The sequence below is a fragment of the Sulfitobacter alexandrii genome (assembly GCF_001886735.1).
Classification (GTDB): Bacteria; Pseudomonadota; Alphaproteobacteria; order Rhodobacterales; family Rhodobacteraceae; genus Sulfitobacter; species Sulfitobacter alexandrii.
On sequence record NZ_CP018081.1, the window covers coordinates 196,152 to 216,866 of the forward strand.

Sequence of the window (20,715 nt, forward strand, 5' to 3'; positions counted from 1 at the left end):
TTGTTGGACGAAGAAACCGCCATCATCGAGGAGGAACTGGTCTACGGCGCGCTGAGACGGGAACGGCTCTGGCAGCGCCTGGGACTTTTCGGCCTCGGCTTTGGCATCCTGGGCTGCCTCAGCGCGGCCGCCGTGTCCATCCTCGATGTCGATCCGCCCCCTGTAGTGGTACCTTACGATCCCGCCACCGGCTTCGCCCTCCCCGAAGCCACCGTCGGGGCCACCACCGTCACCGAGAACCGCGCCATTATCGAGGCGGAGGTCTTCCGCTACGTGACCGACCGCGAGGTTTACAACCAGCTCGACAATGACGTGCGTATCCGCAGCGTGTTGCGCCGTTCGGACCGTGCCGCAGGGGCCTCACTGCGCCAGATCTGGAATTCGGCCAATGCCGACTATCCCCCGACCGTCTATGGACCCAACGCCCGCCTCGACGTGGAGATTCTCAGCATCAACCTGATCGGCAACAACCGGGCCACGGTGCGGCTTCGCAAGCGCCTGACGTCGATTCAGGGGGTTCAGGCGGGCCTCTTCACCGCGACGCTCCTCTTCGAGTTCCGCCCGGAAGAGAGCCGCTCCATCGACCAGGTCTGGACTAACCCGTTTGGCTTCACGGTCGTCGAATACGCGATCCGTTCGGACAGATTGGAGAACCAGTAAGTGCGTTTCACCAAAAAGAATTCAGAGAACGCCTTGCCAGCGTCCCACATACGTCAGAAGCGGCAGGGCAATAACAATGCGAAACACACCGCACACGCCCGGGCGTTCGTCGCGGCCTTTTTGATGGTCTCGCTGTTTACGCCCCACGCGTCAGCCGAGGCGATCCCGCGCGGGGGACCCAACGACCACCGCGTGCGGGTCGCGTCCTACCAGGAAGGCCAGGTCTACAGGCTGAACGTTTCCCTGACCCATGTCACGACCATCGAGTTCGGGACAGGCGAGAGCATCCGCTCAATCATCGCCGGCGACACGGAAGGATTTGAGATCGACGGCGTCCCAGGTGGTCGCGCCTTTGCGATCAAACCTGTCGCCCGCGGCGTCCATACCAACGTGACCGTCTACACCAACAGACGGAGTTACTATTTCAACGTGAACGAGGTCTCGAGCCCAACCTTCTATGTCGTGCAATTCCGCTACCCGCAAGACAATCGCCGCTCGGCCGACGCCATCGCACGCGCCGCGCCAAACACCAATTACGGGGCCAGCGCACGGACGGAGTTCACGCCGACCCGGGTCTGGGACGACGGCACCTTCACCTATTTCGCCTTCCCACGGAACGCACCCGTCCCGGCGATCTTCCGTTACACGAACGGGCGCGAGCGCACGGTGAACACAGGCGCGGTCGAAGACGGTGTGATCCGTGTCTCGGGCGTGGGGCGCCAATGGGTGCTGCGTCTGGGCGAGGACGTGGTGTGTATCGAGGCGACGCCGCCCGCGGAGGCCGCCTCATGAGTGACAACAACCCGGATCTCGAACAGCGTCTTGCTGCGCTCGAACGGGGCAACCCGCGCCACGGACCCGCCCCGAAACACCGCTTACCGCTCCTCGCCCTCCTCCTCGCAGGGCTCATCCTGGCGGGCGGCTTGGTCCTCTTGCTGTTTTCGGGCCCGGGGGAAGAGGTCGCCCTGCCGACGGCCACCCCGGACGAGTTCCAAACCGAGGGTGACGGGTTCGGAGAGATCGAACCCTTCGTGCCGCCGCCCGCCCCGGAACCCGAGATCGTTCTCGTCGAACCAGAACCCAACGCCGAACTTCTGGCGCAGATCGCCGCACTCCAGGCCCAGATCGAGGAACTGCGCGACGCGCCGGACACCGACGCCGGGGCGGACAGCGCGGCAGCGGAGGCGATCGATGCCCTGACCGCACGGATCGCAGCCCTACAGGACGCCTCCGAGAATGCTCAGGAACAATTCCAGACCGAACTCGCCGCACGAGATCGGGAGCTGCAACAGCTGCGTATGGACCTGGACCTCGCGCGGTTGGAGGCCAACAAGCCGGCACCCGCCCCGCTCGGACCCACCGACGAAGAGTTGCGCGCCCGCGAAGATGAGCGGATGCGACGTGAGGAAGAGGCGCGGCGGCTGGCCGAGCTGCAACGCCGGGCCGAGGAGGAGCGTGCCTTCCAGGAACGGCGGATTTCCTCCCCCGTTATCGCCTTCGGCGGAACGGGCGGCGCCAATGCGGGCGAGACAGAACTTACCGAACGCACCTTCGGCGAGGTGACAGACTTCGTGCTGAACGGCGCGTTGCCGAGCGCCATCACACAAGCCGAAGTCATCGCAAATCCCTCGAACACGGTCATTCAGGGCACGATGATCCAGGCCGTGATGGAGACCGCACTCGACAGCTCGCTCCCCGGACAGACCCGTGCCATCATCTCCGAAGACGTCTTCAGCTATGACGGCTCACGGCTCCTGATCCCGCGCGGCTCGCGCCTTATTGGACGCTACCGCTCCGGCATCGAGATAGCCCAGAAGCGCGTCACCATCGCCTGGGACCGGATTGTCCTGCCAAACAACCAGACCGTCCAGATAAGCTCCTTCGGGGGAGACGAGTTGGGCCGTTCGGGTGTCACTGGCTTCGTCGATACCCGCTTTGACGAGCGGTTCGGCTCAGCCGCGCTGATTTCGATCATTTCGGCCGCCCCGAGTGTGGCCGCCGCCCAGGTCGAGGATGAGACCACCGCGGACGTACTTGAAGATGTGGGCGATGACTTGGCCGATGCCACCGACAGCGTGATCGGTGAATATCTCTCCATTGGCCCGGTCATCTATGTCGATCAGGGTGCCCGCGTCACCGTCATGGTCGACCGGGATCTGGAGATTTTCTGAGATGACGCTCTCCTATCTGCAGACCTCACTCGACAAGCTCGCGGACGCCGGTCGCGACGACGTCATCGAGATATGCATCAACCCCGACGGCTCTTGCTGGGGTGAGTTCCAAGGGGATCACTTCATGCGCGCGCTGGACCAGCGCCTGAGCGTCACCGAGCTGCGCGATCTCGGCAACCAGATCGCGTCGTCGGCCAATACGACGATGAGCAAGGACAAGCCCATCGTCTCGGTCTCTATCACCTATCGGGGCCGACCGATCCGTGCCCAGGTCGTGACCCCGCCCGCCGTCCTCGCGGGCATGTCGATCTCGCTGCGATTCTTCTCCAACCTGCCGCTCGACCGGATCGAACTCAGCTTCCTCTACGGCGAAGAACGCAAGCTCGAGGAACTGCGCCAGGAGAAGAACCGCGCGCTGCGCGAGGTCGTCGCCTCCGGTGACATCTACGCGGCCATCCGCTTCTGCGTCGAAAACAAGCTCAACATGATCGTCTCCGGCGGCACCTCGACCGGCAAGACCGTCGCGGCGCGCAAGATCCTCTCCTACGTTCCCGACGAGGAACGTATCGTCACCATCGAAGAGGCGGCGGAACTGCTGCCCGCCCAGCCCAATGCCGTAACGCTCATCGCCAACCGCGACGCGGAGTTCCAGTCCGCCGACGTGCTCCTGACCGCGACGCTGCGCATGCGGCCCGACCGCATCATCCTCGGCGAGGTGCGCGGCAAAGAGGCCATGACCTTCCTCGAGGCGATCAACACCGGCCATGGCGGCTCGATGACAACACTCCACGCCGAGACCCCACAACTCGCCGTCCAGCGGCTGGCCATCGCAGCGCTCAAGACCGAGATCCCAATGACCTACCAGGACATGATCCAATACATCGAGAGCTCGATCGACGTGATTATCCAGGCCGGCCGCGAGGACGGCGAACGCGGCATCACCGAATTCTATCTCCCTGGAACCGAATTGCAGGAAAGGCACAATGCATGAAGCAGTTTGAGTACGACATCCTGTTCTGCAAGGTGAAGAAGCAGAAGGACTATGAAGAGATGCGGCGCGCCCTGAACGAACGGGGCGCCGAAGGCTGGGAGGTGATCTCGGCCGAGGCGGGCGATTACGGCTATACCGCGTTCCTCAAGCGTGAGGTCGCGGACCGGCTGACGGAGACTGCGACATGACACGCGTCACCATTCTCGTCTGCTCATTCCTTCTTTTTTCGGGCAGTATCGCATCGGCCGAGCGCGACCTAGTCCCGACGCTCGACAATCAACCCGATGTCTGCCCCGATCAGCCGCCCGAGCCGGAGTGGATGCGAAACACAGAGGCGCGCGACGCCTACAAGCGGCTCCTGGTCCAGCAAATCTACCGGTTTCAGAGCATGGAACGCATCGTCGACGCGCAGAGCTGCACCTGCGCCACCCGGTATCCGCCTTGGGAGGCAACTGAGGCGGTCTATTTTGATCTCTATTCCTCAACTGACTATTGGAGCGTGGTCGAGGCGACGTCAGACTATCGCCGACGGGCGAACGATCTCCGAAAGCAGGCCATGCCGATCTGCGACGCGGCCGGCAACTGGTAGCGGGTCATGAGCGTCGTCGCGTATTTCGTGGAAACGGCCGAAGGCTATCTGGACTCAGCGGCGGAAACCCAGTTCGGGGCCGTGGCCGCCACGGTCGGAACGATGCTGGTCCTCGGGACGACGCTCGTGGTCATCCTCGTCTGTCTCAACATGATCTACCAATACCGTTCCATGGACGGCCGGACCGCCTTCTGGCTCGCCGTGAAGATCGGCCTGATTGGCATATTCGCGACCAACTGGGTCCAGTTCAACGCACTCGCATCCGCGATCCTGAACGGGATAGACAGCATCGCCGGATCGCTGGTCGCGTCGGTCGGCGGCGGGATGCCAGGTCCGTCTGGAACCTTCGCCGAGGAGTTCGATCAGCTCATCGCGGCGCTTGGGGATTACCTGAACGCAGCAGGCTCCGAGTTGAACTGGATGGCCGGCGCGCTTCTCGACACGCTCGGCGTTCTCCTGCTCTCGATCCTCGGAGGGCTGGCGGCCTTCATTGTCGTCGCCTCCAGGCTCATGATCACGCTGTTGATCGGGATCGCGCCGGTGATGATCTTCCTGACCCTCTTCGAGGTGACCAAGGACTATTTCGCGCGATGGCTCTCGGCGCTGATTTCCTTCGCGATCTACCCCATCGTCATCGCCGGCGTTTTCGCGACCATCACCGGGGTCTCGCGCGCATTGCTCGCCGAACTTGGTGATCCGGAGGGGGCTTCGAACATCGGCGCCCTCCTGCCCTTCTTCATGATGGTCCTCATGGCCAAGGGGTTCATCATCGCCACGCCCTTCATCGTCCGGTCGGTCTCCGGAAACATCATGATGCCGGCGCTTTCGGCGGGCTTTGGCGGAAGCTACGCCTTCGCCCGAGGCTTGGCAGGAAGTCAGCAAGTCTATAACCGATACGCCATCGGAGGCGCGACAGGCGCCGAATATGCCGCGCTTCGGGCCAGGCAGTTTCTCGGCGTACAGGCGCTCCCGACCCGCCCTAATGCCGCGGGTGGTGCGCCGGCTGCACCTTCAGGCGACTCATCTAGCACCGGTGCCCGCATGCTTGCGCAACTGGCACGGCTGAACAGGCTGGGCCGACGGTAGAGTTGACCGGAGGTGGCACGACTAGCCGGAACAGGCTGTTCGCAGGTCAAACCTTTGCTGCCTGCTGGGATCATGACAGACAGCATGAATGGTTTTGCGTTGGTGGCATCGTGCCGCGTCTGGGGACGGCACACTGCTACAGGATCAGACGCAACGGCATCCGCGCCGGTGTTTCTGTCTGGGACGTCCGTCCTGTATCCCGTTCTCACATCAAAGCATTTGACGGCAAGCTTCCTATGGGAAATTGCCGGTAGCGGACAGTAAATTGCAGCGACGTTTTGCTGAGCTATTAACTTGTCACTTGACAATTTAAGAAAGTGGGGTATCTAGGGTGCCAAGGAAGAAGCACACGTCAAAGGAAATCGAGGCCGTCATCCAGGAGCTCGAAGAGCTGGGATGGGACCTTATTGAGGGCAAGGGGCACGCGTGGGGGATCCTCCGATGCCCGGCCAACGATAAGGATTGCCGCTGTGGCGAGTTTTGTCAGATGTCTGTCTGGTCGACCCCGAAGAATCCACAGCAGTTCGCGAAAAAGATCCGACAGAAGGCCCTGGCCTGCGTGAAGCTTCAGAAGAACGACGAAGGTAATGCCAATGGCTGAAGAATTCGAATTCGAACTGGTCTTTGCACTCCCCGACGGAGAGCACGATGCGTTTTCGCTCTCTGACGCGATCTTCGAGGCGGGTTTTGAAGATGCGCTCGTGGGCACCGGTCACGCCGGTCTTCTGGGTGTAGAACTGGAACTTGAAGGGGATGAGGCCGAGAGCGCGATCCTTGAAGCGGCGCGGGCTCTGATCAAGGCGCTGCCGCAAGGCACAGTCCTGCGCGAGGTCCGTCCCGACCTGGTGTCTCTCGCGGATGTCGCCGAGAAGCTCGAGATAAAGCGACAGGCGCTCCAGCAGCGCAAGATGCCCCTCCCCGTTGCGGGTGGCCTCTACCGCATCGATGAAATGATCGAGGTTCTGATGGAGGCCGCAAACCCGGCAAAGGGGCAGCGTCGTCCGCGCTTTAACCTGGCTTCCGCCGCGAAGTGGTTTCGTGCGGGCCCCGCGGCCCGCAGGGTGAACGCCCAGTTGACGATGCGTGAGATCGACCCTGCGACGATTGAGCGAGCCCCTCGACCAGAGCGCGACGACCCTGGCTTTCTTCACCCGTGACAATGGTCGGCTCAAGGCCGTGGCCACAAGACACCATCGCGACATTCTTTCGTGTCGCCCGCATGGCGGCTCAGCCAAGCCCGAATTTCTCGCCCGTCTCGCTGACGTTTGCTTCCGAACCGGACATCTCCGCCTCCAACCGCTCGAGATCACTCACGGCGTCCTGAACTCGGGCGACGTCGTTTTCGGACGCAGCCTCCACCTCCAGATCTGCCTGCCGCCCGAACTCCATCTCCATCTGCCGCTGATCATCCGCAAGAACAGCGGCGCGGCCGCGCCGAGGCGCTTGAGCCGGACCGGACTCAAGGGGTGCAATCCCTCCGCCTTCTGTTAGCCCCATCCTGGCCTCGAAATCACGTTCCGTGAGACCTGACCCCCGCGGCGCCGTGGGCATCGCCCTGACGCTCAGGGGCAATTCCCCCATCGGAGGGACCGGCCCCGTCGGGAAGGGTAGCTCCCCCTCCTGGGCGGCATGGATGCCCTTGAAGAATGGGTCCTCGAAATACACCACGCGCTTGGCCCGGACCGGCATCTGGGCGTCCACGACGACGACGATCTCGTCGAGCGGCAGGCGCCGCGCCTCATCCTCGGGCAGGAGCGACACCTCCTCCGTCCGCTCCGATTGGCTGCGGCCCTCGAACGGGTTCTTCCCGACCGCGCGGGACCGCGTGACGACGGTTTTCGTGGTCTTGCCGACCGCCTTGCTCAGCTCCTCGACGGTCTTCTCGTCGGAGGGCGTCAGGTAGAGCTTGATCCCGGCGTTGCCCTGCAAGGCGCGCCGCGTGTTCTCGCCGTAGATCTCGTCGATGGCCGGGATGGTCTGGGTCACCACCGCGAGATGCCCGCGATAGGCGCGCAGCACCTCGATGCTCTCGGCCACGATCGGCATCTTTCCGAGCCGGTTGAACTCGTCGAGCATGATCATAACCGGCCAGGGCTCGTCCGGACCCGGTTCCTTGTCCTGAAGCGCCGACAGCAGGTCCGAGAAGAAGAGCCGGATCAGAGGTGCGAGGGGTTTCACCATGAGGGGCTGGACGACGAGGTAGACGCTGAAGGGTTTCTTGCGGATCGTCCGGAAGTCGAAGTCCGAGGTCGCCGTCGCATCGTCGATCGCCGGGTTCTGCCATTGATCGAGGCCCGAGGTCATCAGGAGCGAGACATAGGATGTCAGCGTATCGTTGTTGGTGGACGCCAGCCGTGTGAAGATCAGCCGCGCCGCGGCGTTTTGGACCTCATGGGCGCGCGCGAGATATTCCTTCTGCTTCTGCCCGCCCGAGGCGGCGATGCGGTATATCTCGCCGAGCGTCGGCCTGCGGCGTTGGAACGCGAGTAGCCCGGCCGCGACGAAGAGATCGATCCCCCCTTTGAGAAGCCCCTGAACACGGTCGTTGTCGTTCTGCAGGAAGAGTGTGGCCAGGAGCTGCAACTCCATCTGCTGGCGGGCCGGGTCTTTGAGCTCATAGATGCGCAGAAGTGGGTTGTAGCGATGCGTCCGCCTGTCCTCCCAATCCGTGGGCGCGAAGCGGAACACTTCGTCACCCTGCGCCGCCCGGTGGCGGGCCGAGGCCTCGAAGCATTCTCCCTTTACGTCGAGCACCACCGCTGAGCCCTGCCAGGTCAGGAGGTTCGGAATGACGAAGCCGGTGGTCTTGCCGCGCCCGGTCGGCGCTACGATCAACGCATGGGGAAAGGTCTTGGAACACAGGAACGGCGCACGCGAGCTTGGCTTTCCAAGCTTGCCGATCACAAAGCCCGTGCCCGGCGCGCCGAAGAAGCCGTTCCGCTTCATCTCGCGGCGGGTCTGCCAATGGGTATAGCCGAACCGGGTGAGCGCCGAGCCCGACATCGCAAGGCTCATCATGAGGCCCGCCACCCCGGCCCCGCCCATGATCAGGTTGATCAGGCGGAAGTCGTCGGGACGGGCGGCCCCGATGGCGCGGTAGTTCTGCACGATATAGAAGAAGTCGATCTCGGCCCGGAAACCCAGGTCCCGGAAACTGATCACGGCCGAGGCGATGACATAGCCGATCGCGATAGCGACCAGTGTGACCAGCGCGACGCCGAGGGCGAGGCGGCCCTTCCCTACCCCTCCCATCAGTGCGTCTCCCCGCGCTCGGTCTCGCCATCGACAAGATCGGCGCGGTGGAGCTCGAACTCGCGGTCGGCGATCTCCTCGACCACGGCGCGGGTCGCCTCGCTGTTGGCGGTGGCCGCGTCCGACTGCAGGTAGGTCTTCGCGGCGTAGAGCCGATCGAGACGGTCTTCGATCTGGGTCTTCAGCACGTCGACATCCCCGTCCCGCAGCCGGTCGATCTGCGCCGCGTCGAGCTCGCGCTCGACGGCGTCGCGGTAGGTCAGTCGCTGACCGTCGTCCTGGAACGGCGACTGCAGATTGCCGGCCCGTTCATGGTCGACGACCCGCCGGATGTCCGGATCGGCGATCGGTGCCCCCTCGACAGCGTCCCCCTCGCGCGCGTCCGAAAGCCGCCCGTCGCGCAGGTCGAGCGCCACCTCCCGCAACTCGTTGTCGCGGCGGACCTGGTTGAGGGCCTCGGTGTCGCGCAGATCGGTGACGGAAGCATAGGTCGCGCCAAGCCCGCGGGCGAGATGCGACGGCATATCGGGATAGCGCGCGCGGAACTCGTCCGTGACGGCATCCGCAACGGGGGTCCGCGCGTCGCGACCTTCCATGATCCGGTCGACTTCGCGGGTGATCTCGCGGGCCCGGGCCTCGTCGGTGATGCGCTCCCGGTAGGGCTCGGACCGGTCGATCACGTCGCCCGGGCGCGCGAGCAGTTCGGGATGCGCATCGAGGTAGCTGCGTTGCTCTTCTTCGATACGCCGCTCCGCGCGGGAGACGATCTCCCACTCCCGCGCCTCGATCTGGTCTTCGGTCAGACCTTCCGAACGCATGTCCTGGCGGATGGCGCGCTCCATGTCCTCAGTGGCGTCCCGATGATAATGGACCCTCTCCGTCACGGTGCGATCTTCCACGACACCGTCCTCACGCAAGACCCCTGCCCGCTCCAGCGCGACGCCGAGCTGGACATGGGCCCGGTTGAGGGTCTCGCGCGCCGTCTCCAGATCCGCGCGGCGCTCGAGGTTGAGACCGTCCCTCTCGGCCACCCGCGCCAGATCGTCAGCGATCCATTGCCGCTCGAGCGCGGCGTTCTGCGCGCCGGTTTCCATCCGGGCGACCACCACGGACGAACTGATCCCGGTCCCGCGCAGCGCGGTGTCGACCTGCGCCCGCACCTCGGGGTCTCGCAACCGGTCGAGCCGGGCCGCATCGATATTGGTCTCGGAATAGACCCCGCCCTCCGAGGGCTTTTCGGTCAATGTCACGGATCTGAGCCCTAGCGGCTGCATATGCGCGAGCCGCGACTGGATCTCGTTGAGGCTGCGCTCGAGCCGCGGCCGTTCGGCCTCCGGCTTCGCATCGATCATGCCCTGGACGCGCGCGACCTGATCGGCATAACGGGTCCTCAGATCCTCGAACGATTGCTCCTCTGCCATGTAGACGCCTCCTTCCAAAGTCAGCTTGCCGCCCTTGGCCAGAAGCTCTCCCGAGCGGAACAGGGCATCGGCGATGTCCTCGCGGTTGTCCGCAGAGGCCTCAGCGGCAAGCGAGTGATAGATGATCCGGGTGTTTGCGATCTCTTCGAGGGCGCGATCAAGATCGGCCCCGACCCGTGGCCGTGGCTCCGCGGCCCGCCCCTCAACCTTGGCCGCATAGACCTCGCGGGTGCGCGGCGGGTAGTGCACGACACCCCGATCGAGCCGCCGCGTGGCCTCCAGACGCACGCCGAACCGCTCGGCCTCTTCCACCATGGCGAGGCGGAAATCGTCGTAGTTGAACCGGTGATCGCGACCCAGGAAGAAGAACTCACCCTCCTGCGACCGGCGATTCAAAACTATATGTGCGTGGGGGTGATCGCGATCCTCATGCACCGCGATGATGTAGTCGAAATGTCCCTCTTCGGACTGAAAGAACCGCTCGGCGACATTGGCGGTGATGTCGCGCACGTCCTCGCCCCGGGTGCCGATCGGATAGGACATCAGCATATGCGTCGTCTGTCCGAGCTTGGGCTTGAACCCCGCACTCCAGCGCTTGGCGAACCGCTCCGTCAGGTCCTTGATCTCCGATCCCTCAAGCCTCGTCTTCCCATCCAGGAACCCGCTGCTGTCCACGATATGCGAGGACTTGGTGGTGAGGTAATCAAGCTGGTTCATGAGCTGGGATTTGGAATGCGTGCCCCCGCCCCGGATCGCCTTGAAGACCGCCGCACGATGCCCCGCAGCGGCGCGCACGAGCTGCCTCTGCCGGGACGCCTGCAGCCCTTGCATCGAGCCCCGTATCCGGCTCCAGCCATCCCGGAAGATCTCTCCGGTGACGTCATGGACGGCATCATTCAGCCGCATGGGCGAACTCCCTCAGAGCGGCAGTGGCGGAGAGCCGCATCCCATCCCGACGACGGCGCAAAAGCAGGTCGATCTCGTCAGCGGAATCGAGGATGAACCGCGCCAGCGCACGCATCTGCACGAGGCGCAGTTCGGACAACTCTGCGTTCGGCGCGGAGCCTTCCCCCTGCCCCTCCCGGCTGGCTTTCATCATCTGCTTGGCGACCTGCACGACGCCGTTGCCGACCTCGTGCAAGGAGGCCCGGTAGCGCGCCATCTCAGCCGCCAGATTCGCGTCCGGAACGAACGTTCCCCCCGCCGCCTGGATCAGCCGCCGGACCCCCTCCGTGCGGGTCTCGATCCCCGCCGCGGACAGCACCTCATCCAGCGCAGCAAGCTCTTCTGGTGTCAGCTTCACCGTCACCGCGGCCGTCGCCACGGCCGCATCCTTCTGGCGTTCTTCGTCCGCCTTCAACGTGTACTGGATGGCCCGCGGCGTGACCCCGAACCGCTCCGCGAGCGCGGAAGTCCCCACACCTGCTGCGGCCTCACGGATAATCTCCGCCCGCTCCGTCTGTGTCAGTCTCTTGGTCCGGCTCATACGAAGAAAGCCCCCCTATTTCCTGCCACCTTCATTCAAGGTCGCCTTCATCATACGAAACTATATTTACCGGTCAATACAATATTATTGCAGATTGCCCCCAGGCGACCTTGAATTCCGCTTCGAGCCGAGCACCGCAGGTGCGAGGCCCGGCCCGAAGGGCCCAGAAAACCCGACCATCTCCAACCGCACCTCGGCCGCCCGTTGTCATGCCCGCGCCCGAGGGTCTGGCCGAACACGGACCCGTGTTCGGACGGAAGCGAGGGGCGGCGCATCCCTCCACCGACGGGGCTGACGGACAGGGTCAAGGGCGGCCAGATTTGGCTCGGCCCAAATCTCTGCCGGAAAAACCGGCGGGCGTAGCCCGACTGTTATTCCGGATGGCCCCCTTGAGGCTGGCCGGCAGACCTGTTCCAGGCGATCTCTGATATCCCCCGTCAGGACCGCTTGCGGTCCTGACGCCTTCCCGGGGACGCCGGCCGAAGGCAGGGGTTCCCGGGTACAGCGCAGCCTTCCCTGAAACAGGGAAAGGGCCGCCCCTAGGGCGGCCCATCTTTGAGGCGGACTATTCCTGCGGTTCCTTCGCGCTCGGCGGGAACATCACCAGCTCCTGGACCGCGACGGGGAAGTCGAGTTTGAGGCTGAAGAACTCCGAGCCGTCCCCGTTGCGAGTGTTGCGGAACATCGCGCCGACGCGCTGGAAGCGGGTGCGCTCCTGACCTTCGTTGTCGGTGAACTTGACGGGAACGGTGGCGACGTAGTGGTTGGTCATTTGGGTCTCTCCTTTTTGCGATGGGGATCACCCGGCACGGGGGGCAAGGGAGGTCCGCAAACACAAATGCGGAGGGTCCGCGCGCCCCGCGCGTGGAAACCGTATTTGTGTTTGCCGGAGCGTGAGCGGAGGGCACGGACCGCCCGACCCCGTGCGATCCACATCTATGAGCAAAGAGGGGAGACCCAAATGTGCACCCCGCTCCTCAGCCGCCATCGGTCCTGTCGAGTTATGTCAGACGTGACCAGGTCCGCCCCCGCTTCCAACGCGTCGGCGCGATGGTTCGCGTGCGCCCGATCGGCACGACCGCGATCGTCTGCCTCAAGCTCGGCTTCCCCGTCGCCTGTGTGGCGATCCGGGGCGGTGATACAGCCGCAGGTCTGGCAGCAGAGTTGTCGGCCCGGACGGGTCGCCGTCATCGGGCGGCGCGGTCGATGCGCTGCGCCCGCCCCAGCGATCTGCACCCGGACGGGCGGATCGCGGGGTTTCTGGCGCGCATGAGGGCAACCCCGCCGGCTGGCTCCGTCAGGAGACCGCCGCCGGGGTATGCCACTCAGCACGTCCAGGGGCCTCGTGTTCCGGGTGGAGGCCGGCACGGCCGGAACCTGCGAGCGCGGTGACGGCGGTGCAACCGCCGGCAGGGGCCCGGCATGACCGACGATCGATCACCACCGACCTTCATGTTATTTGCGTCTGACTGAGGGGCCACAGACAGTTGAGGAGCGCAGCAGCCCCGCCCGGCCTTAGCCGGGCGGGGCTGCACTTATGGATGGTGTCGCAGTCGTCGAGAGCGTGGAAGGGTTAGAGAGAGGGATCACCGGGCGACGGGGCCGCCCGATGAAAGGTACTGTTCAGGCGAAGAGAGACTCGCTGAGGTGCGAACAATGCGCACAGGCCTCCCGCCAGTGGAAATTGACGCTCCCGCCATCGATAGTCTCCCAATCGGTCCGCAACGCGTCTTTCCCGCAGGCGACGCAGGGGACGACATGGCCGCCAATATCGTGATGGTCTTTCCCGGTGGAAGTTCCGCGCTGCGACGTGCCTGTGCGGTCGCAGTGTCGGCAAAGGTCGTCCTCGGTCTTGTTCTCGTCGGTCATGATCTCATCTCCAGATGTTCGTGGACCACCACGTGAGTGTGGTGGCATGGCCGAATGCCTGGTTGCCGAAACTGTCCGGGTCAGGGACGGCGCAGCCGCCGGCGTGCCGGGCGCAAAAGTTTTCCGGGCGCATCGCCCACCACGGGGGCGTCATCGAACACTGGACCGCCCTCTCCTCCCCGGCCCCCCTAGCCGAAAAGTTTTGCGATCCTTGACGCGGACGGGTTCGGGGGCCATCCGGAGGATATGCTTCCGCACTCATGTGTGTGTGATTAACGACAGGTTTGCCCGACGCGAGCAGGCAAAGGGTGCTGCCCGGACGCGGGACACGAATGGAGCGGCGGGATCGTTTTGCCCCGCAAAACAGACCGGAGCGTAATCCGGTGGAGCGGCCGGGGCGCGACGTGCTCGCGAGACGGGCAAACCGGGACGCCGGGTGCTGCGCCGTGGTGAGGCCGCATGGCCGAATGCGCGATCGGCCTCAGGCCGATACCTCCACCGCGACTTGGCTTACTGTGCGGAGGAGACCGCCAGTTTACGGGCAGGCAGATGAAAACGACGAAAGGGCCGCCCAAAGGCGACCCTCTCTCATTCACGCGTCTGCCGTCTTCTTCGCCGGATCGGCGACCCGCATCACCGTCAGGCCTTTGGCTTCCGCCTTCTGCCCGAGGTTCAGTGCGACCCCGTTGCCGCCGAAGAGCACGACCCCGGTCGCGGCGAACTTGTCGTCCAGCATCTCGTCGTTGCATTTGAAGGGTGCTGCCCGCCCATGCGCGGACCAGCGCGGATCGAAGCGCGCCTGCGCGACGCCACGCGCCCGAGCCCACCGGGCGGCGATCATCTCGGCCCCGTGCTTGCCACCCTTGTGGCAGAGGAAGATCTCCTGGTTGCGGTTCTGCCGGATGCGCTCGCGAACCTTGTCGAGTGTCGTGAAGATGACGTCGATATCGGTCCAGTCGGTCGCCCCCGAGACGATCAGGGGAACCCCCTCGACCTTCGACTTCGCGGCTGTCTCGCGATCGTGCTGTTCCAGCAGCTGCCGGGCCTCGAAGACCGCTCCGGTCTCCTGAGCGCGAGCACTGGCGCGCGATCCCGCGGCCGGGATGAAGGCGTGGCCGGTCTCGACCTCGTAGCATTCCGCCGCCGCCTCGCTCATCACCTCGATGGCCCCGACGATCTCGCGGACCTGCAGGAAGCGGGCCTGCGCCTCTTCGAGCGCGGTCTCGGCGATCTCCGACCCGTCATGGGATTTTGCCAGGGCGCCGATCTTGTCAGCGGTGCGGTCAAGCTCCTTGCCCAGAGCGATCTTGCGGCGCTGCAGAATCGTGGCGAGCCCGTGCGCGAGCGGTTCGATCTCGGTCTCGAGACCGGTGCCGCGCAGCTGGCCAAGCAGGGCCTCGAAAGTCTCGCGGACGATGCTATCGGTCAGGACGTGATCCTCGGGGATGGGCAGCTCCGCGTCTTTCTCCGTCAGGCCGAAAAGTTCGATGGTCTCGTAGGCATTCGCGTTCTCGTATGTCATGTTGGTGTCTCCAGATGTTCGGGGAACCACCACGTGAGTGTGGTGGCATGGCCGTACGTCTGGTTCACCGAATCTGTCCGGGTCAGGGACGGCGAAGCCGCCGGCGCGCCGGGCGCAAAAGTTTTCCGGGCGCATCGCTCACCACAGGCGCGTCATCGAGCACTGGACTGCCTTCTCCACACCCGCCGGCCTCGCCGAAAAGTTTTGCGATCCTTGAGGCGGGCTGATTCGGGGGCCATCCGGAGGATATGCTTCCACGCTCATGTGTGTGTGTTTTGACGGCAGGTTTGCCCGACGCGAGCAGGCAAACGGCGCGACCGGACGCGGGAGACGGATGGAGCGGCGGGATCGTTTTGGCCTCTGGCCGAAACAGACCAGAGTGCAATCCGGCGGAGTGGCCGGGGAGCGACGTGCTCGCGAGACGGGCAAACCGGGGGCCTGGGTGCAACGCCGCGGTGAGGCCGCATGGCCGAATGCGCGATCGGCCGACGGCCGATATCTCCCCTGCGACACGCGCAGCCGAGCAGGGGAGGCCGTCAGGCATGGGTCGGTTCCCTCGGTCGGGGCTGACCGGCTTGCCAGATGCCGCGGATTTCAGTACTCTATTGGAGCACCAAGGAGTCCGCCATGAGCGTTCAAAAGCAATCCGTCAGCTTTACCGATACCGCCTACGCGTTCGCCAGGGAGCTGGTCGAAGCCGGAGAATATCCCAATGTGAGCGCGGCGGTTTCGGGGGAACTGGCGAAGGCCAAGGCAGAACGTGAGCGCGAACGGGCGGTGCTAGAAGCAGAACTTGAACGGCGTCTGGCTCTGCCGCTCGACCAATGGGAACCGGTCGGCGACGCCTCCGACGTCACCGCTGGCGCGCGGGCGCATCTGACCGCAATGACCCGCAAGGCCTGATGCAGTTCGTCCGGCATCCGTTCTTCGAGCGGGATCTCATCGGCATCGTCGATCACATCATCGAAGTCACCCAGGGCGACTCGGGAGCAGCTCTTCGGCGCCTGGATGAGGTCGATGCCTTGCTGCGATCCATTGCAGACAACCCGACATCTGGCGTGCGGCTTGAAGGAAAGCTCGAAGGCTGGCTCGTGCGACATGGCGGGTCCGGCCATCGTCTGACCATCGTCTTCAGGCCGGGTGTCGAGGCGGGTATCATCTACCTCACACTTGTTGCCTTTGGTGGACGGAACTGGATGAGGCTGGCGTCCACCCGGCACATGTTCCCGGATTTCTAGTCACCCATCATCCCGGCCGCCCGCATGCTGAACGCGTTCTTCTCCCGTCCGAAACCGACGATGATGTGATCGTGGATGACAATCTCCATCACCTTGCAGGCTTCAACGATCTTCCGGGTGAGATCGATGTCGGCCTGGCTCGGATGCGGATCGCCGGACGGATGGTTGTGGCACATGATGATGGCTGAGGCATCAAGAACGAGAGCCGAGCGGAGCACCTCGCTGACATAGACCGGAACGTGATCGATGCTGCCGCGGGTCATGACCCTGTCGCGGATCAGCTTGTTCTTCCGGTCCAACAGCAGCACCCGAAACACTTCGACGCGCTCGCGAACGGCGTTGAGCGCCAGGTAGTCGGTCAGCATGGTCCAGGACTGCAAGGCGGCGGTGGACCGGGCATGCCTGCGCAGGATGTCCCGCGCGGCGTCGATGGTGGCGATCTCGGCCTCGGAGAAGCCGGACCCCGGACGTTCGACGATTTCTTGGGGGTCATGCACGGTCATGCGGCATCCAATCGGTTGAGGGTTTCGCGGAGGTTCGTCCCGTCGGGACGCAGGGTGTGGCCGATCTCGTCTTCGAGAGCCATGTAGGCGGAAAGTAGGTCCGGTCGCAGCCGCGCCGCGCATCGCAGATCGGCCAGCGAGGACATGATGCAGAAGCTGCAGGACAGCCGCGTCATGCCGCGGCCATAGGCCCAATGTGGCTCCTGCCCCGCCGCGGCGATGGCGTCGAACACCTCGCGCCGGGATAGCTCATGAATTGGCAGCCAGTCGATCCAGGTTCGACCCGCCACGCTGTTGCGGTTGTTCAGCCTGACGACGTGACGGCTCCAACGCGCGGCGCTTTCCTCGGCGCGCATGCCCATCGCACTGACGATGCGTCCGGCGAAGCGGGGATTGGCCGCGAGATAGCGACGCAACTCCCGCTCGATCGGGCCGCGCTTCTGGTCGGAGGTGCATTGGCGGTATCGCGGGGAGGGGAACATGCCCCGTGCCCGGACCATCTCGAAGAACGACCGGCGCGGTCGTGCGATCACCGGCGGCAGCCCGAACGTGGTCTTCCGGATATGGCTGATCGTTCCCGGCCATTCCACGTCGCCGAGGGTGGCATGGACGATGAGCAGCTGGTCGCGCGGGATGCCAGCCTCAACCAGCCTGATCGACATGGCCTGACTGTCCTTGCCGCCGGAATGGTTGATCGCCACAAGGGCGCCGCGCTCGATCAGGTCGGTGATGTCAGCCGGAATGCGCATCGGAACCTCCGAACATGGCGGTCCAGTTGTTCCCGGCGGGTATCTCATCCCGGCGTTTCAGGACGGCGAGACGGTTCATCAGATCCATGATGACCGGCGTGGTCGGGTGATCCGCCCGATGGCCTCTCTGCGGCCGGGCGAGACTGGGATGTCCGTGTTTTAGGAGGTGAATCGCCGCCTCCAGCGATGGCATATGCGTCTCGCGGTTGGTGAGGTCGCGGGGCAATGCCGCCGCATGGGCGGCAAAGGCCCGGTTGCGCGCCGCACCGGGCCGGCGCCTGCCGATCCGGTGGGCCGCATCGACCCATTCGCCGACGTCGGACCAGGTAAGCCGCGTGCCGGGCGTCGTGTATTGATTATGTGTCATGGGAAGCCCCTCATCCTTGCCGCTCAAATCAAGCCAGCGATGACGAGGCCGGATTTCATGGTGGGACGACCGCAGGCCTCGCAGAAGCCGGCGCGCTGATCCGGTTCGAGATCAGCGGTGTGATCGCAATTGGGCGCCATGCAGATCGCGGGCACGATGCTGTCGAGCGCATAGTCCTCCAGGAAGTCCGCGACCTCGGCGTAACCTTCGGTCTCAGCGAGCGTGACCAGTTTGGGATGGGAGAGATTGAACATGGCTGTCGTCCTTCTGATGGGGTGAAACGAGAAGAGGGGAGCCGCGCTGCCGCGGCTCCCCTCACGGGACCTGCCTTTCGGGGACAGGAGGCGCGGGCCGGTCGGAGACAGGACCGGCACCGCCCCGTCAGGCCTGGTTTCGGAGGAGGATCAGGCCTGCACGGGTGAAAGGCGCCCAGGTTGCCCGGGACGCCCGTTCGGTGGAAGTCGTCGCGCGTCAGCCCACCAAAGCGAGGCCGGTGTTGTCAGACCGCTCCTGGCCGGCGCTCTCGACGAAGGGAATGATCGAGAAGGTCTGGCCGCCCCGCTGCTCCTCGTTCTGAACAGCGTTCACCCGCAGATCGCCATCGGGCGTGTTGATGAGGAGCGAGACGTAGTCGTTGCCGGTCCGGTTGCTCTTCGCCATCCAGGCCGAGCCCACGCGGATCGGGTGGCCCTTGGGCGAGCTGACCTCGATGCGGTAGTCGGGATGGGTCTCCTCGGTCTTGAACGCGTTCTCGACGAGGATGAAATCGAGGTCGAACATCATGTTGGCGATGTAACCGGCGAAGGCGTTGTCGGCATCCATTGCGGTCAACTCGCCCGAGATCGAGCCGGACTTCATGGCACCGTTCGACACCAGCGGGATGATCTCGAATTCACCGGTCATCGCTTCGCGCGCTTCCTTCGTCTGCACGGCGTTGACCCGAAACGGCCCGAGGCCGACATCGATCTGCATCGAGATGTAGGGATTGCCGGTGGTATTGCCGGTCTCGTTCCAGGCCGTGCCGATGCGCACCTTGCGGCCGGATTTGTTCACCGCGGTCACGTCATAGTCCGGGCTCCGCTCGGACATCTTCGTCCGGGTTTCGAGTTGGATGGCAACATCGAACCGGGTCGAATGGATTATGCCGGAATAGGCGGTGGCTGCGGTCTCGGCGTTTTTCGTCAGGGTTCCTGCGAACATGGGTCTTCTCCTTGGGTTTGCCGCTGCCCGGCTTTTTGCCAGAGCACGCGGGATTGCTTTTCGACCCCTCATGGGATCGCAAAACCGAAAGCCCTCTTTCCTTTCTCTCCTGACCGTCAGCCCGGCCCGGCGCTGGACGAGGTGTCCCACGTCGCCACGTGCGCGTCCCTCCCCTGCTCTGCCGCTGCACAGTGCATCGGCTCAGATATGAAGAAATCGGCCTCGGCTCCGTTCAGCCGTCGGCCGCTCCGGTCGGTCAGACCGATGGTGCTGCCGTTTGGCACAAAGGTGATGAGGTATTGGCCGAGACCATCCCGGTGAACCCGGTAGCCCTCGTTCGCCCAGTGGACGGATTTGCCGGCACCCACGGCGGCCTTGATCTCCGCAATGTTCATCTGGATCTCCATTTCAGTGTTGGCGGCAGAAACAAGAGAGGCCCGATCCGCGGATCGGGCCTCAGTGCAACTGCGATTGATCTACCAGTCAAAGGCCTCGAGATAGGGGACCGGCGGGACGTCCCGATCGAAGAGGACGCAGTCGCAGCCTGCATCCATCGCCAACGCCATGACCCTCTTGAAGGCGTCACAGTTGACGCCTTCCGGTAAGTCGGCGAGCGTTTCCGGGACGGAGAACAGCCAGCCATATTCGCTGAGCATGGTTGGCGATTTGGCGAAGAGCCCGTCTTCGATGGCCTGAGCGGTCTCCTCGGGCAAATGTGCGGTGCTGCAATCGTAGAACCTGCGGACATTGCGCATGATCAGCCCCTCCCTTCCATCCAGTCCTTGAGACCGAGGATCGTCCTGCCCGCTGCCACCTCTGCCATCCAGGCGACCCGCGGATCGCCGACGATATCTGGAGGATCAAAGTCGATCCGGCCATTGGCCATCCATGGCTCGGGCCGGATGCGGATAAGCCAGTCGGCGAGCGACGGGATGCGGCCCTGGCAATCCTCGCGGACATGCTGCTCGCCGATCCAGCGGGTCGGAATGACCCGGCCCGCACTGTTGGTCAGCGTTCTGCCGAACTGGCGCTCCAATTCGAAGATGCCGAGCGTGTTGTGCCTGTAGGCTCGGTGGACGAAGAGCGCGAGGTGCTCCTTGGAGACATCAAAAAACTCGTGCAGCGCCTGGTAGTCCGAAGGCTTGCCGCCGTACTTCCGGGCGGAGCTTTCGGCATGATGCAGGGGATGGGCCATATCAGAGCCCCTCGTCAAAGCTGTGGGAGCATTCGACATATCGGTCGGCGTGATCCAGCGTGATGCTGTCGGCGGTGACATCCCAGGTCAGCGTGCCATAGCCGCCCTCGTTGTTCTCGAAGCCCGGATGCTGGTGATAGGCGACGGACCAGGCGAAATCCTCGACTTTCGTGCGGAGGTCGTCGGGGAGTTCGATGCCCGCGGGCTGCACCGTCACGTCTTCGACATTGCCGGAATCGCCGTAGCCTTCGTATTCGGCGGCCACCTCGGTAACGCCGAGGGCACGCAACTGCGGGAGCAGTTCGCCCCTGGCAGCCTTGTTCGCGGCTTCGCGCTCGGCCTGCCATTTCGCCATCGTCTCGGCGAAGTCGATCTGGGGATCGGTCATGGGTCTCGTCCTTGTGTCTGGGATTTAG

Annotated in this window: 26 protein-coding genes; 11 read left to right on the forward strand and 15 right to left on the reverse strand. The window is 64.3% G+C overall.

The features are described 5' to 3' along the window. Positions 1-3 precede the first annotated feature (3 nt). The 9 genes from BOO69_RS22050 (at position 4) to BOO69_RS22090 (ending at position 6,654) form a co-directional block, all read left to right on the forward strand. Positions 4-660, forward strand: a complete 657-nt coding sequence (locus tag BOO69_RS22050; RefSeq protein ID WP_088626511.1) for a VirB8 family type IV secretion system protein — start codon at positions 4-6, stop codon at positions 658-660. Between the two features lie 123 nt (positions 661-783). Next, on the forward strand, positions 784-1,452 hold the full coding sequence (locus BOO69_RS22055) for a TrbG/VirB9 family P-type conjugative transfer protein (RefSeq protein ID WP_036051669.1): 669 nt from the start codon (positions 784-786) through the stop codon (positions 1,450-1,452). Further along, positions 1,449-2,831, forward strand: coding sequence for a TraB/TrbI/VirB10 family type IV secretion system protein (locus BOO69_RS22060; RefSeq protein ID WP_071974363.1), 1,383 nt, complete (start codon positions 1,449-1,451; stop codon positions 2,829-2,831). The genes BOO69_RS22055 and BOO69_RS22060 overlap by 4 nt, the downstream gene beginning before the upstream one ends. 1 nt (position 2,832) lies before the next feature. After that, on the forward strand, positions 2,833-3,822 hold the full coding sequence (locus BOO69_RS22065; RefSeq protein ID WP_027264449.1) for an ATPase, T2SS/T4P/T4SS family: 990 nt from the start codon (positions 2,833-2,835) through the stop codon (positions 3,820-3,822). Then, positions 3,819-4,010, forward strand: a complete 192-nt coding sequence (locus BOO69_RS22070; RefSeq protein WP_027264450.1) for a hypothetical protein — start codon at positions 3,819-3,821, stop codon at positions 4,008-4,010. The genes BOO69_RS22065 and BOO69_RS22070 overlap by 4 nt, the downstream gene beginning before the upstream one ends. Next, a complete protein-coding gene (locus BOO69_RS22075; RefSeq protein ID WP_027264451.1) occupies positions 4,007-4,411 on the forward strand; it encodes a hypothetical protein in 405 nt (134 codons plus the stop codon). Before BOO69_RS22070 ends, BOO69_RS22075 begins: the two co-directional genes overlap by 4 nt. Before the next feature lie 6 nt (positions 4,412-4,417). Beyond that, positions 4,418-5,497, forward strand: a complete 1,080-nt coding sequence (locus BOO69_RS22080) for a TrbL/VirB6 family protein (RefSeq protein ID WP_027264452.1) — start codon at positions 4,418-4,420, stop codon at positions 5,495-5,497. A gap of 331 nt (positions 5,498-5,828) precedes the next feature. Continuing rightward, positions 5,829-6,098, forward strand: a complete 270-nt coding sequence (locus BOO69_RS22085; RefSeq protein WP_036051617.1) for a hypothetical protein — start codon at positions 5,829-5,831, stop codon at positions 6,096-6,098. After that, complete coding sequence (locus BOO69_RS22090; protein WP_017467933.1) at positions 6,091-6,654, forward strand: hypothetical protein; 564 nt, start codon at positions 6,091-6,093, stop codon at positions 6,652-6,654. The genes BOO69_RS22085 and BOO69_RS22090 overlap by 8 nt, the downstream gene beginning before the upstream one ends. Positions 6,655-6,724: 70 nt before the next feature. Here BOO69_RS22090 and BOO69_RS22095 read toward each other — a convergent pair whose 3' ends face one another. The 6 genes from BOO69_RS22095 to BOO69_RS22120 form a co-directional block, all read right to left on the reverse strand. Beyond that, the gene (locus BOO69_RS22095) at positions 6,725-8,749 is read right to left on the reverse strand and encodes a type IV secretory system conjugative DNA transfer family protein (protein WP_027264453.1); all 2,025 of its coding nucleotides are present in this window, start codon (positions 8,747-8,749) and stop codon (positions 6,725-6,727) included. Then, positions 8,749-11,076, reverse strand: a complete 2,328-nt coding sequence (locus BOO69_RS22100; RefSeq protein WP_027264454.1) for a relaxase/mobilization nuclease domain-containing protein — start codon at positions 11,074-11,076, stop codon at positions 8,749-8,751. Before BOO69_RS22100 ends, BOO69_RS22095 begins: the two co-directional genes overlap by 1 nt. Then, the gene (locus BOO69_RS22105) at positions 11,063-11,656 is read right to left on the reverse strand and encodes a helix-turn-helix domain-containing protein (protein WP_027264455.1); all 594 of its coding nucleotides are present in this window, start codon (positions 11,654-11,656) and stop codon (positions 11,063-11,065) included. Before BOO69_RS22105 ends, BOO69_RS22100 begins: the two co-directional genes overlap by 14 nt. Before the next feature lie 565 nt (positions 11,657-12,221). Further along, a complete protein-coding gene (locus BOO69_RS22110) occupies positions 12,222-12,428 on the reverse strand; it encodes a hypothetical protein (RefSeq protein WP_027264456.1) in 207 nt (68 codons plus the stop codon). A gap of 851 nt (positions 12,429-13,279) precedes the next feature. Beyond that, positions 13,280-13,525, reverse strand: a complete 246-nt coding sequence (locus BOO69_RS22115; protein WP_027264457.1) for a hypothetical protein — start codon at positions 13,523-13,525, stop codon at positions 13,280-13,282. Between the two features lie 592 nt (positions 13,526-14,117). Further along, positions 14,118-15,047 (reverse strand): DUF2493 domain-containing protein, encoded by a 930-nt coding sequence (locus BOO69_RS22120; RefSeq protein ID WP_027264458.1) that lies wholly within the window; start codon positions 15,045-15,047, stop codon positions 14,118-14,120. Positions 15,048-15,674: 627 nt separating this feature from the next. Here BOO69_RS22120 and BOO69_RS22125 point away from each other — a divergent pair. Together BOO69_RS22125 and BOO69_RS22130 are read left to right on the forward strand one after the other, a co-directional pair. Then, positions 15,675-15,950 carry a hypothetical protein gene (locus tag BOO69_RS22125; protein WP_027264459.1) on the forward strand — a complete coding sequence of 92 codons (276 nt, stop codon included), beginning with the start codon at positions 15,675-15,677 and terminating at the stop codon, positions 15,948-15,950. Next, complete coding sequence (locus BOO69_RS22130) at positions 15,950-16,285, forward strand: type II toxin-antitoxin system RelE/ParE family toxin (RefSeq protein ID WP_027264460.1); 336 nt, start codon at positions 15,950-15,952, stop codon at positions 16,283-16,285. The genes BOO69_RS22125 and BOO69_RS22130 overlap by 1 nt, the downstream gene beginning before the upstream one ends. Here BOO69_RS22130 and BOO69_RS22135 read toward each other — a convergent pair. From BOO69_RS22135 to BOO69_RS22175, 9 genes are all read right to left on the reverse strand, one after another. Further along, positions 16,282-16,788, reverse strand: a complete 507-nt coding sequence (locus BOO69_RS22135; protein ID WP_071974364.1) for a JAB domain-containing protein — start codon at positions 16,786-16,788, stop codon at positions 16,282-16,284. The two genes, BOO69_RS22130 and BOO69_RS22135, sit on opposite strands and share 4 nt — an antisense overlap. After that, positions 16,785-17,537, reverse strand: coding sequence for a phosphoadenosine phosphosulfate reductase domain-containing protein (locus BOO69_RS22140; RefSeq protein ID WP_036051621.1), 753 nt, complete (start codon positions 17,535-17,537; stop codon positions 16,785-16,787). Before BOO69_RS22140 ends, BOO69_RS22135 begins: the two co-directional genes overlap by 4 nt. Next, a complete protein-coding gene (locus BOO69_RS22145) occupies positions 17,521-17,904 on the reverse strand; it encodes a hypothetical protein (protein WP_027264462.1) in 384 nt (127 codons plus the stop codon). Before BOO69_RS22145 ends, BOO69_RS22140 begins: the two co-directional genes overlap by 17 nt. Before the next feature lie 23 nt (positions 17,905-17,927). Then, positions 17,928-18,158: a hypothetical protein gene (locus BOO69_RS22150; protein ID WP_027264463.1), complete on the reverse strand. Its 231-nt coding sequence runs from the start codon at positions 18,156-18,158 to the stop codon at positions 17,928-17,930. 217 nt (positions 18,159-18,375) lie between these two features. Then, a complete protein-coding gene (locus BOO69_RS22155) occupies positions 18,376-19,104 on the reverse strand; it encodes a DUF736 family protein (protein WP_071974365.1) in 729 nt (242 codons plus the stop codon). A 116-nt stretch (positions 19,105-19,220) separates the two neighbouring features. Further along, a complete protein-coding gene (locus BOO69_RS22160) occupies positions 19,221-19,499 on the reverse strand; it encodes a hypothetical protein (RefSeq protein WP_071974438.1) in 279 nt (92 codons plus the stop codon). 81 nt (positions 19,500-19,580) lie between these two features. Then, positions 19,581-19,859, reverse strand: a complete 279-nt coding sequence (locus tag BOO69_RS22165; RefSeq protein ID WP_071974366.1) for a DUF5983 family protein — start codon at positions 19,857-19,859, stop codon at positions 19,581-19,583. 2 nt (positions 19,860-19,861) lie between these two features. Continuing rightward, positions 19,862-20,299: a DUF6915 family protein gene (locus tag BOO69_RS22170; RefSeq protein ID WP_071974367.1), complete on the reverse strand. Its 438-nt coding sequence runs from the start codon at positions 20,297-20,299 to the stop codon at positions 19,862-19,864. A gap of 1 nt (position 20,300) precedes the next feature. Beyond that, positions 20,301-20,687, reverse strand: coding sequence for a DUF6878 family protein (locus tag BOO69_RS22175; RefSeq protein ID WP_071974368.1), 387 nt, complete (start codon positions 20,685-20,687; stop codon positions 20,301-20,303). Positions 20,688-20,715: the final 28 nt, after the last annotated feature.